We start from the raw sequence: 13,161 nt of genomic DNA, 5'->3' as shown, positions 1-13,161 counted from the left end.
AACCACACGACCACGGTCAGACACCCACCGCGCAACACCCGCGCCACCCACCCAGCGTCAGCCTCCGGCGCCAGACACCCCACCCACTGCCAGCCACCCATCACCCCAACACCCAACACCCAACACCCAACACCGCACCAGCAGACGCCGTCGTCAGGCCCCCGGCGTCAGCGTTCGGGCGTACGCGCCCTGCGGCTCGTCCTCGCCGCCCGACCGGTGCGCGGCGGCGGCCTGCACCAGTGCGTCGAACAGGCGCTGCTGGGCCGGGTCGGTGTGGGCGGTGTCCTCGGGGTGCCATTGGACGGCCAGGAACCAGCCGTCGGGCCCGGTCGACTCCACCGCCTCGATCGTGCCGTCGGCGGCGTGCGCGGTGGCGAGCAGACCCGCGCCGAGCCGGTCGACGTGCTGGTGGTGGTAGCAGGACGCGTCGACGGTGGCGGCTTCCACGGTGGCAGCGAGGGCGGCGCCCGCGGCGAGCGTCACCGGGTGGCGCAGGTGCCGGTGCTCGCGGCCGGGCCCGCCCATGTCCTGGTGCAGCGTGCCGCCGCGGGCGGTGTTCACCACCTGGAGCCCGCGGCAGATCGCCAGCAAGGGAATCCCCAACTCGGTTGCCTGTCGGGCCACTTCGAGGTCGAAGGCGTCCTGTTCGTGGTCGACGTCGTAGACCGCCTCGTGTGACTCGCCGGCCCCGTAACGGTGTGGGGACAGATCGCCGCCACCGGGGAGCAGTACGCCGTCGAACCGGGCGATGCGGGCGGCCGTCAGCGTGGGGTCGCAGTCCCCGCCGGGCGCGTACGGATGCAGGGTGACGGGCTCGCCGCCGGCCCGCCAGACGGCCTCGATCAGGGCCCTGGCGTTGACCTCGGCGGCGTACCGCAGGGCCGACGTGGTGGCGGCGAAGCGGGCCGGGACGGCGATGAGGGGGCGTTGGTTGAGGGTCACAGTTGCATCCAGGTGGTCTTCACTTCGGTGTACTTCTCCAGCGCGTGGGCCGACTTGTCCCGCCCGTTGCCCGACTGCTTCATGCCGCCGAAGGGCACCGTCAGGTCACCCTCCTCGTAACAGTTGACCCAGACGGTGCCGGCCTTCAGGGCGCGGGAGACCCGGTGGGCGGTGGACAGGTCGGCGGTCCACACGCCGGCGGCCAGGCCGTAGTCGGTCGCGTTGGCCAGCGTCACCGCCTCGTCCAGGTCGTCGAAGGTGAGCACGGCCAGGACCGGGCCGAAGACCTCGTCGCGGGCGAGCGCGGAATCGGGCGCCACCTGGTCGAAGACGGTGGGCTCAAGGTAGCTGCCGCCGGTCTCCACCAGGGTGCGTGCGCCGCCGGTACGCAGCCTGGCCCCGGCGTCGACGGCCGTGTGGACGTGGCCGAGCACCCGGTCCAGGTGGTCCTGTCCGACCAGGGCGCCCATCTCGGTCGTGGGGTCGAGCGGGTCGCCGAGGCGCAGCGCCCGGGCCCGTTCGACGATGGCGTCGGTGACGCGTTCGGCGATGGAGGAGTGTACGAGCAGCCGCGAGGGCGCGGTGCACATCTCACCCTGGTTGAAGAAGATGCCCCAGGCGGCGGTGGCGGCTGCCTGTTCCAGGTCGGGGGCGTCGGGCAGGATGATGTTGGGTGACTTGCCGCCGAGTTCGAGCCAGACGCGCTTGAGGTTGGAGTCGGCGGCGTAGTGCAGGAAGTGGCGGCCCACCGCGGTGGAGCCGGTGAAGGCCAGCACGTCGACGTCCGGGTGGAGGCCGAGGGCCCGGCCGGTGACCGGCCCGCTGCCGCTGACCACGTTGAGGACCCCGGGCGGCAGGCCCGCTTCGGTGGCGAGCGCGGCGAGCCGCAGTGCGGACAGGGGCGCGTACTCGGACGGCTTGAGCACGACCGTGCAGCCGGCGGCGAGCGCGGGCGCGACCTTCCAACCCGCCAGCGTCAGCGGAAAGTTCCAGGGCACCACGGCGCCCACCACGCCCACGGGTTCCCGGGTGACCAGCGCGAGGGTGTCGGGCGCGGTGTGGGGCGACTCGTCGGTGAGCTTGTCGGTCAGCTCCCCGTACCACCGGAAGGTGTTGATCAGGGCGCGCAGTTCGATGTCGTGGGCGTCGGTGACGGGCTTGCCCATCTCCAGGCTGACGGTCAGGGCGAGGTCGGCACGCTCCGCCTCGATCAGGTCGGCGAGGCGCAGCAGCACTCTGCCGCGTTCGGCGGGGGCCAGGCGTGGCCACGGCCCGCTGTCGAAGGCCCGACGGGCCGCGGCGACGGCCAGGTCGACCTCGGCCGCTCCCCCGTCGGCCACCTCGGCCAGCGGCCTGCCGTCCCGCGGCGAGACCACGGTGAAGGCCCCGCCTCCGGAGTGCTCGCGCCCGTCGATGACGTGCGCACCGGGGAGGGTGAGCGCGCTCGCCCGACGTATCCAGTCCTCATGCGTGGCATCCACCGTGCGTCCTCGTTTCATCGGTGCTTGGGGCTGTCCGGGGTGGGTGGGCTGATCTGGGGTTGGCCTGGGATCGGCCTGGGGTTGGGTGGGCGGCGGCCTTCCTCGTACGGGAGCCTTCCTCGCACGGCAGCCTTCTGCGTACGTACGGGCCTTGCGGCCGGGCAGGCTGGCTTGGGGCGGGGCGGCGACCCCTGCGGCGGTCGAAGCAGGGTGGGACAGGGTCAGATCTGCCGGAGCCGGATGGGTTGGGGTTGGACTGAATTGGGGTTGAACTGGGTTGGGTTGGACCGGGTTGGACGGCCGGAGCCGCGGCGGTCGGGTCGGCTGATTCGGCCGGGGCCGACGGTCAGGTCGGTCGGGCTGACCGGAGCCGAGACAGCCAGCGCAGCCGAGACCGCCGGGACAACCAAGGAGCACCGTGCGGCGTGGAGCGGGTCAGGGGCCGAGCGTCCCCGGCAACGGCCCCTGACCCTTGGTCCGGCACCGGATCGATGAGCTGTGATCCGGCGCCGGGCCAAGTCCACTACCGGGTGGGTCAGTCGTCGGTCGGGGCCGCCCCGGGCCGGCCCGTCCGCTCCGCGGCGGCCGGCGTCGGGCGCCCGTCCGCGTCACCGAGCCCGGCCAACAGCACCCGCAACTCGGCCAATGCCTCTTCGGTCACCTCACGTTCGCCGAAGACGAGTTGGTGCAGGACCAACCCTTCGAGTGCGGCGAAGACCAGGCGCGAGGTGCCCCGCTCGACCGGCCGGCCGAGCACCTCGGTGAGCTCGCGCCGGGCGGCTTCGAAGTACTCCTCGTACAGGTCGCGCAGTTGCGGCATCAGCTCGGGGCGGCGTCTGGCCTCAAGCAGCAGTTCGTACTGGAACGCCTGGACGTCCGGCCCCGCGTCGACCATGGCGCCCAGGTCGCGGGCGAAGTCGCGGGCCGTGCCGGTGCCGCTGTCGAGCGCGTTGACCCGCAGCGAGGAGCGGATCGCGTGGTTGACCGCCTCTTCGATGAGCGCGTCGCGGGAGCCGAAGTGGTGCACGACCAGGCCGTGGGTGACCCCGGCCTCCTCGGCGACCGCCCGGTAGGTCAGCTTGCGCAGGCCGCCCTGGGCCACCACCCGCACGGCGGCGTCCAGCAGGGCCACCCGGCCCGTGCCGTAGTTGGTCACGCGCTTGCGGGTGCTGTGCTCGCCGGGCTCGGTCATGCCGCCGACCCTACCCACGTCGGGCCGCTCAGCGCTTCGGTGCTCTGATGCCGCGGAACTCCCAGTCGCCGCCGAGCGCGGTGGAGAGCACCTCTTCGGACTCGGTCGGCTGGGCCCCGACGTCGGTACGGATGGCGGTGGGTCCGGTGACGATGTGGTTGGTGAGGCGGCCGAGCCCTTCGACGTCCACCTCGACCACATCGCCCGGCTTGACCGGCCTGGAGCCCGCTGGCGTGCCGGAGAGCAGCACGTCGCCGGGGTAGAGGGTGATGGTGCGCGCGATGTCGGCGACCAGGTAGTGCATGTCCCAGGTCATCTCGTCGGTGGTGCCGTCCTGCACGACCTCGCCGTTGACCAGGGTGCGCAGCCGCTTGCCGTGGAAGTCCCAGTCGGTGACCAGACCGGGGCCGAGCGGGCACAGGGTGTCGGAACCCTTGACGCGGAGCATGGACCCGGCGTCGGTGTCCCGGAAGTCGTGCAGGCCGTAGTCGTTGGCGACGGTGTAGCCGGCGATGTACTCGCCAGCCTGCTCCGGAGCGACGTTGCGGGCGGTCTTGCCGATGACGATGGCCACCTCACCCTCGTAGTTGAGCCACTTGCACCCCTCGGGGCGGACGATCTCGCCGCGGTGGCTGTTGAGGGCCGAGGTGGGCTTGTGGAAGTAGGTGGGTGTGTCGGACAGGTCGATCTGGAACTCCGTCACCCGGCTGCGGTGGTTGAGGTGGACGGCGATCACCTTGGAGGGGACGACCGGCGGCAGGTGGTGGGCGTCCTCGACGGCGACGCGCCGGCCGTCCCCGGCGACGAGTTCGTCACCGTCGCGGACGGTCTCCACGACGGCCCCGGCGAGGAGGATGCGGCGGTACTCGGGCATGGCGTGGGGCCTTTCTAGGCGCTGGCTGGGGCGGTCGGGGCGGGTTGGCGGGGGCCGGTCCAGCCGGCGGCCGGGCGGTCGAACCACAGGTGCACCTGGCCGGTGCCGACGGAGTTCTCGTACTCGCCGTACTGGCGCCCCGGCGCGCTGCACGCCTGCTCGCCGAGGGCGCCGGCCATCATCAGGTAGTGGAAGAACTTCGCCTCGGGCTTGACCTTCCAGAACTCGTCCATGGTGTCGATGACCCTGTCGTGGCGGCCCTGCTTGAGCCAGTCGATGCGCTCGTGGTCGGCCGCCCGCGCCTCGGGCGAGAAGATGTGCACGGGGTCGCTGGCCTCGTGGTCGCGCAGTTCGCGCAGCGGCCAGAAGGTGTGCGAGAGGGCGCCGGAGGCGATGAGCAGGACGCGCCGGCCCGGCGTGGTGGCGATGCCGTCGGCCACGGCGCGGCCGAGCCGCAGGTGGTCTTCCATGTCGCCGGTCTGACAGACGCCGATGGTCACCCAACGCTTGTTCGGCAGCCCCTGGCCGAGGAACTTCCACAGGTTGAGCGTGGCGTAGTAGATCGGCAGGTACGGGTCGGAGATCGGGGTGATCCAGGTGCCGTGGGTACCGGCGAACGAGGCGATGTTTTCGGCGAGTTCGGGGTCGCCGGGGAAGTCATAGGGCATCCGGCACATGCCGCGCGGCAGTTCTTCGGAGGTGAACAGGCCGGCCCTGCGGGGTTGGGCGGTGATGACGAACTCGACGGTGGTGGCCCAGTGCGAGTCCATCACCACGACGGTGTCGTAGTCGTCGCGTTCGAAGACGTCCTTGCGGAGTTGTTCCAGGCCGGTGACGAGGGTGACTTCCTTGCCCTCGTTGAGTTCGAGCCGGGTGGCCCTGGGCAGCACGATGGTGGGCACGTGGGCCAGCAGGCCCGCCCCGACGACCTCACCCATGGTGCTGCCACCCCTTCGGGGCGGTGACGGTGTTCTTGACGTCGCAGTAGAAGTCGAAGCTCCAGTTGCCGCCCTCGCGGCCGACCCCGGACTGGCGGGAGCCGCCGAAGGGTGCCTTGAGGTCGCGGACGAAGAAGCAGTTGACCCAGACGGTGCCGGCGACCAGGCGGGCGGTGACCCGTTCGGCGCGCTCGGGGTCGCCGGTGGCGAGGGTGGCGGCCAGCCCGAAGCGGGTGTCGTTGGCCAGGTGCAGGGCCTCTTCCTCGGTGCTGAAGATCTGGAGGGTGAGGACCGGGCCGAAGACCTCTTCCTGTACGACCTCGGAGTCCTGCCGTACGTCGGTGAGCAGGGTGGGCGGGTAGTACTGGCCATCGCCCGGGGCGCCGCCGATGACGGCGCGGGCGCCGGCTGCCAGCGCCCGCTGCACGAAGCCGTCGATCTTCGCCAGTTGGCGGGGGTGGATGTTGGGGCCGATGTCGGTGGCCTCGTCCCGCGGGTCACCCTGCTTGATGTCGGCGGCCTTCGCCACGAAGCGGCGGGTGAACTCCTCGGCCACGCTCTCTTCGACGAGCAGCCGAGTGGCCGCAAGGCAGACCTGCCCCGCGTTGTCGTACTGCTCGACGGCGAGGTCGACGGCGAGGTCGAGATCGGCGTCCGCGAAGACCAACAGCGGGGATTTGCCGCCCAGTTCGAGGCTGAGCGGGGTGAGCTGGGCGGCTGCCGAGGCGGCGATGTGCCGGGCGGTGGGCACGGAGCCGGTGAAGCTGATGCGGCGTACGTCGGGGTGGGCGGTGAGGGTGTCGCCGACCTCGGCGCCGTAACCCTGGACGACGTTGAGGACGCCGGCCGGCAGTCCCGCGTCGGCGGCGATGTCGGCGAGCAGCGAGGCGGTGAGCGGGGACCACTCGGCGGGCTTGAGGACGACGGTGTTGCCGGCGGCCAGGGCCGGGGCGACCTTCCAGGTCGCGAGCATCAGGGGGGCGTTCCAGGGGGTGATCAGGACGCAGGGTCCTGCCGGGTCCCAGGTGACGTGGTTGGTGTGGTCGCGGGTGGTGAAGTCCTCGTGTTCCAGGGTGAGCAGCCAGTCGGCGAAGAAGCGGAAGTTGTGGGCGACGCGGGGCATCACCCCGCGCCGGTGCGAGCGCAGCAGGGCGCCGTTGTCGGTGGTCTCCACGATCGCCAGCTCTTCGATGCGCCGCTCGACGCCGTCGGCGACGGCGTGCAGGATGCGGGCGCGTTCGGCGCGCGGGGTGGCGGCCCAGCCGGGGAAGGCGGCCTTCGCCGCCGCCACGGCCGCGGGGGGGTGGGGGGGGGCGCCGCGGGGGGGCGCGCCGCTGGGGGGGGCGGGGCGGGGGGGGGTGGGGGGGGGGGGGGGGCGGGGACGGCTGAGGTGGCCGGGACGGCCGAGGCGACTGGGGTGGCCGAGGGAGCGGCCGAGGTAGCCGAGGTAGCTGGGACGGCCGAGGTGACCGGGACGGCTGAGGGAGCGGCCGAGGTGGCTGGGGTGGCCGGCGTGGCGGGGCTCGCCGGCGGGTGCGCCGTGCACCGGCGGGTCACCCGGTGGCCGAGCCCGGGCCCGCGACCACCTTGAGCCCCTTGACCTTGAGGTCGCTGATGGTCTGGCGCTGCACCTCCTTCAGGACCGAGCGGAAGGAGGAGCCGTCCGCGACGGCCCCCATGAAGCCGTCGCCGAGCCGCTGGTAGAGGGTGTCCACGGTCGGGCCCCATTTCCAACTGGTGTCGACCGCCCGGCCGGCCGCGGTGAACACCTCGCTGTAGGGCTGGCCGCCGAAGAACGCCTTGCGGCCCTGGAGATCGGCCGTGCTGTAGCCGGAGGCCGCGCTGGGGAACCCGTAACCGCCCTTGATCAGCAACTTGACGGACTCCGGTGCGGAGTTGAGCCAGACCGCGAAGGCCAGCGCGTCGCGCGGATAGGTGCAGTCGCGGAACACCGCCGTGGTCGAGCCGCCCCAGTTGGCCTGCGCGTCCGCGCCGCGCTTCCACTGCGGCAGCGAGGCGACCCGCCACTTGCCCGCGGTTCCCGGGGCGTTGCCGGTGAGCAGGGCGTCGCCCCAGCTCGCGCCGATCCAGGAAACGATGTCACCGGTCTGGATGTCCTTGTACCAGGCGCTCTGCCGGTCCGGGATGGTCTTGATCAGGTCGTCGTCGACCAGCCGGCTCCAGAAGTCGGCGACCCGCAGCGAGGGGGGATCGTCGATGGCGACGGTCCAGGTGTCGCCCCTGGTGCCGAACCAGCGGGCGCCGGCCTGCCAGGCCAGGCCCGCGATGCGGTTGCCGTTGGTGGCCGAGAAGGTCTCGATCCAGGCGCCGTGCCGACGGATCTCGCGCGCCGCGTCCGCGTAGTCGGCCCAGGTCCGCGGGGTGGCGATGTGCCAGCGGTCGAGCAGGTCCTGCCGGTAGAAGAGCCCCATGGGGCCGGAGTCCTGCGGGATCGCGTACACCGACCCGGCGTACACCGACTGCTGCCACTGCCAGCCGACGAAGCGCGACCGGTAGCGCTCGGCGCCGTACTTCGACAGGTCGGCCAGGGCGTTGTCCAGCAGGAAGCTCGGCACGACCGAGTATTCGATCTGCGCGAGGTCGGGCGCCTCGCCGGCCTTGGCCGCGGCGTGCATCTTGGCGTACTGGGCGCCGCCGACGGCCGACACCTTCTGGAGCTCGATCTGCACCTCGGGGTGCTGGTCGTTCCAGAGTCCGACGGGGTTCTCGATGCCGGGCACCCAGGACCAGAAGTTGAGGGTGATCTTCTGTCCCGGCTTGCGCACCTTGACCTTGCCCGGGCCGTTGGTGCCACAGCCGGCCAGGGCGAGCCCGGCCGCGGCTGCCGCCGCGCCGCCCCCCACGGTGCGTCGATCCGGTCCGTACGGGCTCATGCCAGGTCCTCCACGGGGATGCGGCGGAACGTGAGGGTCGAGTAGGCGCTGAAGTCTCCGGTTTCGTAGAACAGGCCGACGGTCTCGGCGTCCAGGTGCACCAGGTCGCTGTAGGCGGCGGGCAGGCCGTCCACGGTGTGGGCGGGGCGCCAGGTGCGGCCCCCGTCGCGGCTGGCGCGCACGGTCATCAGGGCCCGCGCGCCCGGGTGTGCGGGCCCGGCGAACAGCAGCAGCCCCGCCGGGTACGGGCCGGCCGGCGGCAGGTGCAGGGTGCTGGCCTGGACGACGGGCCCGGTGAGGCCGGCCTGCGGGCGGAAGGGGCGGACGAGCGAGGCGCCGCCGTCGGCCGAATGGGCGTCGGCCCGGGTGCCGGGCGCCCTGCCGTCGCTGCGGGCGTTGAAGTAGAGCCGGCCGTCCGGGAGTTCGGCCACGGTCGTCTCGTTGACGTTGACATAGCCGTCCGGGTTGTCGTCGACGTAGCCGATCCGCCAGCTCTGCCCGCCGTCGTCGCTGAGCAGGGCGTGCCCGCCGTCGTACGGGCCCTCGCCGGTGCCACCCGCGCGGGCGTCGTTCTCGGTGCCGTCCGCGGAGCCGTGCTCCCGGGCCGGCAGCGGCAGCGAGTGGTTGGCCGGCACGACCAGCCGCCCGGCGTGCGCGCCGTGCCGCAGCCGGACGCCGTGCCCGGGCCCGGTGGCGTACCACAGCCACTCCGGCCGCTTGGCCTCCCGGGTGATCTCGCGCGGGGCCGACCAGGTCTTTCCGTCGTCGTCGCTGTGCTGCACCCACACCCGTCGGCCGTCGGCGGGTGTGACCTGGCCGCGGCGGATGCGCTCCTCGGTGGCGTCGGCCGCGCTGTGCACCTGGAGCAGCACGATCCGGCCGGCCGCGCCGACCACCGGGGCCGGGTTGCCCGCGGTGCCTTCGGCGTTGCGGCTGACGACCTGGAGCGGGCCCCAGCTCCGCCCGCCGTCGGTGGAGCGGCGGAGCACCAGGTCGATGTCGCCCGCGTCGGACGCCGACGCCACCCGGCCCTCGGCGAAGGCGAGCACGGTGCCCGCGTCCGTGACCACCGCCGCGGGGATGCGGTAGCTCGCGTATCCGCCGACGCCGGAGCGGAAGGGGACGGACTCGCCATACGCCTGATGGACCGTCATGCCGCGTGCCATGTAACCCTCCCGATGCCTCATGGCCATCGAGCGCCAACGACAGGACGTGGGACGTCCCTTGTGTGCGGTGACCATAAGGATCGTCATATAGAGCGTCAAGACACGGCACATGAACACTTCGCGCCGCGGCCGGCCGCGTTCCGCCGAACGATGCAGTCCCCCCGCCCCCGTTCTCCTCTGGACGGCCGAGGCGTGTGCCCGGGGCGAGTCCTAGCGTGAACGGGGTGGAGCACGCGTGGTCCGCCCGGCCGGGCGCGCCGGCCGGGGTCGCGCGCCGGTCGGTGCCGACGGGCTTCCAGACGGCACGTACGGGTGACAACCACTTGGCGCACACGGAGGCGGCGCAAGCCCCCGTCAGCTCCGATCCGCCAGCGGATGGCTCCACCAGACAGCTCGGAAGAAGCTCGGAGAAATCTCCTCGGATGAGGAGAGAAGGGACGTACGCATGCGTGACGTATCGGAGGGCGCAGTACGGGGCGGGGCGGGCGGACGGCTGCGGCCCGGCACCCGACACCTGCTGGAGGGGGCCGGCATGCTCGTGGTCGGCGCGGCCCTGTGGCTGTTCACCGGGGGCGTCGACACCCCCGTCATCACGCTGCGGAAGGTGGGCGTGGTGCTGACGTTCCTCGGCGCGGGACAACTCCTGTACGCGGGGTACGGGGCGTGGCGCGGGAAGGGGTGACGGTACGCCTGGGTGGCGGGCGGGGCCGGCACCCGGTCCGTGGCGATGCCCGGGCCGTCGCGGCGCAGCGGACCGTGGTGAAAGTCGCACGATATTCGGTTGCCCGTGTTCGCCAGGCGGCGGACGATGACCTCTCGTGACGCCCCCCGAACAGCCCGATGCGGCAGCTTCCGACACCTCGCCGATCGCGCCCGCCACCGGGGGTCACATCGGGGACGCCACCGACGTTCCGCCCGGGCCGGGCAAGGCGGCCGACGGCACGGTCAGCGAGCCGGTCAGCGGTCCGGTCGGCGGGGCCGCCGCAGCGGCCGAGGCCACGGCCGGGGGCCGGGTGCGGAGGTTGTTGCCCGACCTGTCGCCGTGGCGCTCCTCCCGTGACTTCCGGCTGCTGTGGATGTCCGGCGCCGTGACCGCGTTCGGCAGCTTCCTGACCATGGTGGCGCTGCCGTTGCAGATCAAGGAGTTGACCGGTTCGGCCTTCGCGGTCGGTGCCATCGGCGCGGTCCAGCTCGTACCGCTGATCGTCTTCGGCCTCTACGGCGGCGCGCTCGCCGATGCCATGGACCGGCGCAAGCTGATCCTGCTCACCGAGCTCGGGCTCGCCACCCTGACGGCGTTGCTGCTGGTCAACAGCGTATTGCCGGACCCGATGCTGTGGCCGCTCTATGTGGTGGCGGGGCTGACCAGTGCGCTGGCCGGGCTCCAGCAGCCGGCGATCGACGCGCTGACGGCCCGCATCGTGCCGCACGACCAGCTCACCGCAGCCGCCGCGCTCAACTCGATCCGCTGGCAGCTCTCGGCGATCGTCGGGCCCTCGCTGGCGGGGCTGATCGTGGCGTTCGCCGGACTGCCCGTCGCCTACGGGCTCGACCTGCTGACGTTCGCCGTCTCCGCCTCGCTGGCGCTGCGGCTCGCCTCCGCGCCGCCCGCGCACGACGCGGAGCGCCCCTCCCTGGCCGGCATCGCGGCCGGCGCCCGCTACGCCTGGCGGCGCAAGGAACTCCTCGGCACCTACGCGGTCGACATGGTGGCCATGTTCTTTGCCTTCCCCAACGCGATCTTCCCGTTCCTCGCCGACGATCTGGACGCGCCGTGGGCGCTCGGCCTGATGTACGCGGCGGGCTCGGTCGGCTCCGTCCTGGTCAGCCTGACCAGCGGCTGGACCTCGCGGGTGCACCGGCACGGCCGCATGGTGGTGTTCGGGGCCGCACTGTGGGGGCTCGCGATGGCCGCGGCCGGGGCGCTGCCGAACATCTGGCTGGTGCTGCTGTGTCTGGCGGTGGCCGGTGCCGCGGACATGATCAGCGGCCTGTTCCGGTCCACGCTGTGGAACCAGACCATCCCGGACGGGCTGCGCGGCCGGCTCGCGGGCATCGAGTTGCTGTCGTACATGACCGGCCCGCAGCTCGGCCAGGTGCGGGCCGGCACCATGGCCGCGATGACCAGCGTCCGGGCCTCGGTCTGGTCGGGCGGCGTCGCCTGCGTCGTGGGCGTCGGGCTGCTGGCGGCGACGCTGCCCAAGCTGATGGCGTACGACTCCCGGACCAACCCGCACGCCCTGAAGATGCGCGCCGAACGCGCCGCCCGCGAGCCGGGCGCGGAGGCCGTGGCGTCCTGAGCCCGCCGCCCCGGGCCCCGGCTACGCCCCTGCGGCCCCGGCCGCCGCTTCCGACTCCAACTCCGGCTCCGTCTCCGGCTCCGTCTCGATGACCTGGATGATCGGCTTGCCGGGGGCCGTGCGCGGGGCCGTGAAGGCGTGGGGGGCGTCGGCCAGCGGGTGGACGGTGCTCACCAGCGGGCGGAGCCGGCCCTCGTGGACCCGGTGGGCCAGGTCGGCCAGCCGGTGCCGGTCGGGCTCGACGATGAAGAAGAGCGCACGGCCGCCCGCGGGGCTGACGGTGGGCGGCGCGGCGATCGTGACCAGCGTGCCGCCGGGCCTGACCTGGGCCGCGGAGGCCGCAAGCACCTCGCCGCCGATGACGTCGAGCACCAGGTCCACCTGGCCCGCGTCGGCCAGCCGGTCCGCGTCGAGGTCGAGGAAGGCGTGCGCGCCGAGTTCGGTGGCGATCGCCCGGTCCCGGGCCCGGCCGGTGGCGATGACGTACGCACCGGCCTGGTGGGCGAGTTGGATGGCGAGCGAGCCGACCCCGCCGCCCGCGCCGTGGATCAGCACGCGCTGTCCCACCGCGAGCCGCCCGTGGTCGAAGAGGCCCTGCCAGGCGGTGAGCCCGGAGATCGGCAGCGCGGCGGCGCTCAGGTGGCTGACCGTCGCCGGCAGCGGGGCCAGGTTGCGCGCCTCCACCGCGACGTACTCGGCGAGCGTGCCGTCCCGGGTCCAGTCGGTGAGCCCGAAGACCCGCTGGCCCACGGTGAGCCCGGTGGTGCCATAGCCGAGTTCGGCCACCACGCCGGAGACCTCGTGCCCGGGGATGCTGGGTGCGCGGTCGCGGCCCGCGCGGTCGGTCCAGGTGCCGGGCCAGCCCAGCTCGCCGGGGGTGAAGCCGGCCGCGTGCACCCGTACGATCACGTCGTTCTCGCTGGCGTGCGGGTAGGGCGCGTCGGTCACCACCAGGCCCGCCGCTCCCGCCGCCCGTTCTCCTGTCCTGACTGCCCGCATCGCGCGCTCTCCCTCGGCCGCCGCCTGCCCTGTGCCTGCGTTCATGGCTTCGACGCTATAAGGCGGATTGGCCGGCCCGCTGGTCCAAATCTGGACCGAAATCGTGGGTCAAGAGTGTCCGGCCGTGGCCCGGAGAACCGCCGCCGACCTGCGGGGACGCCGGGATCGCTGCGCCGTGGGGCGGGCTGGCCGGCGGCCGGGGCGCCGCCCGGGCGGGCGCCGGGGGGGGGGGCCGGGGGGGGGGCCCCCCCGCCCCCCGGGGCGGGGGGCCCGCCCCCCCCGGCCCCCGCGGGGCGGGGGGGGGGGGGGGGGGGGGGGGGGGGGGGGGGGGCCAGCGGGGGTGAGGTCCGTGGGGGCCACGTCGGGGCCGGGGGG

General features: G+C 73.3%; 12 protein-coding genes. 3 read left to right on the top strand and 9 right to left on the bottom strand.

Annotation, left to right across the window (positions count from 1 at the left end; genetic code table 11):
* Positions 1-153: 153 nt before the first annotated feature.
* The 8 genes from AAHZ94_RS03035 to AAHZ94_RS03000 form a co-directional block, all read right to left on the bottom strand.
* Entirely contained in the window at positions 154-942 is a 789-nt protein-coding gene (locus AAHZ94_RS03035) for a gamma-glutamyl-gamma-aminobutyrate hydrolase family protein (protein WP_349990265.1), read from the bottom strand.
* A complete protein-coding gene (locus tag AAHZ94_RS03030; RefSeq protein ID WP_349990264.1) occupies positions 939-2,441 on the bottom strand; it encodes an aldehyde dehydrogenase in 1,503 nt (500 codons plus the stop codon). Before AAHZ94_RS03030 ends, AAHZ94_RS03035 begins: the two co-directional genes overlap by 4 nt.
* Positions 2,442-2,958: 517 nt before the next feature.
* On the bottom strand, positions 2,959-3,615 hold the full coding sequence (locus AAHZ94_RS03025; protein ID WP_349990263.1) for a TetR/AcrR family transcriptional regulator: 657 nt from the start codon (positions 3,613-3,615) through the stop codon (positions 2,959-2,961).
* A gap of 28 nt (positions 3,616-3,643) precedes the next feature.
* Positions 3,644-4,489, bottom strand: a complete 846-nt coding sequence (locus tag AAHZ94_RS03020; RefSeq protein WP_349990262.1) for a fumarylacetoacetate hydrolase family protein — start codon at positions 4,487-4,489, stop codon at positions 3,644-3,646.
* A gap of 14 nt (positions 4,490-4,503) precedes the next feature.
* Positions 4,504-5,427 (bottom strand): 3,4-dihydroxyphenylacetate 2,3-dioxygenase, encoded by a 924-nt coding sequence (locus AAHZ94_RS03015; protein WP_349990260.1) that lies wholly within the window; start codon positions 5,425-5,427, stop codon positions 4,504-4,506.
* Positions 5,420-6,973 (bottom strand): aldehyde dehydrogenase, encoded by a 1,554-nt coding sequence (locus AAHZ94_RS03010; protein WP_349990259.1) that lies wholly within the window; start codon positions 6,971-6,973, stop codon positions 5,420-5,422. Before AAHZ94_RS03010 ends, AAHZ94_RS03015 begins: the two co-directional genes overlap by 8 nt.
* Positions 6,974-6,980: 7 nt before the next feature.
* Positions 6,981-8,321 (bottom strand): ABC transporter substrate-binding protein, encoded by a 1,341-nt coding sequence (locus tag AAHZ94_RS03005; RefSeq protein WP_349990257.1) that lies wholly within the window; start codon positions 8,319-8,321, stop codon positions 6,981-6,983.
* Entirely contained in the window at positions 8,318-9,487 is a 1,170-nt protein-coding gene (locus AAHZ94_RS03000) for a sialidase family protein (RefSeq protein WP_349990256.1), read from the bottom strand. Before AAHZ94_RS03000 ends, AAHZ94_RS03005 begins: the two co-directional genes overlap by 4 nt.
* 445 nt (positions 9,488-9,932) lie before the next feature.
* Here AAHZ94_RS03000 and AAHZ94_RS02995 point away from each other — a divergent pair, with 445 nt between their 5' ends.
* A complete protein-coding gene (locus tag AAHZ94_RS02995; protein ID WP_349990254.1) occupies positions 9,933-10,169 on the top strand; it encodes a DUF5708 family protein in 237 nt (78 codons plus the stop codon).
* Between the two features lie 331 nt (positions 10,170-10,500).
* Positions 10,501-11,787, top strand: a complete 1,287-nt coding sequence (locus AAHZ94_RS02990; protein WP_349990287.1) for an MFS transporter — start codon at positions 10,501-10,503, stop codon at positions 11,785-11,787.
* A gap of 21 nt (positions 11,788-11,808) precedes the next feature.
* Here the strand turns inward: AAHZ94_RS02990 and AAHZ94_RS02985 are convergent, their stop codons facing one another.
* Complete coding sequence (locus AAHZ94_RS02985; protein ID WP_349990285.1) at positions 11,809-12,786, bottom strand: NADP-dependent oxidoreductase; 978 nt, start codon at positions 12,784-12,786, stop codon at positions 11,809-11,811.
* Positions 12,787-12,900: 114 nt separating this feature from the next.
* Here AAHZ94_RS02985 and AAHZ94_RS02980 point away from each other — a divergent pair.
* Positions 12,901-13,161, top strand: a 261-nt coding sequence (locus tag AAHZ94_RS02980) for a hypothetical protein (RefSeq protein WP_349990253.1), incomplete at its 3' end; no start/stop codon positions are given.

The sequence above is a fragment of the Streptomyces sp. HSW2009 genome (assembly GCF_040240285.1).
Classification (GTDB): domain Bacteria; phylum Actinomycetota; class Actinomycetes; order Streptomycetales; family Streptomycetaceae; genus Streptomyces.
This window is presented reverse-complemented; position numbering and strand designations above follow the sequence as displayed.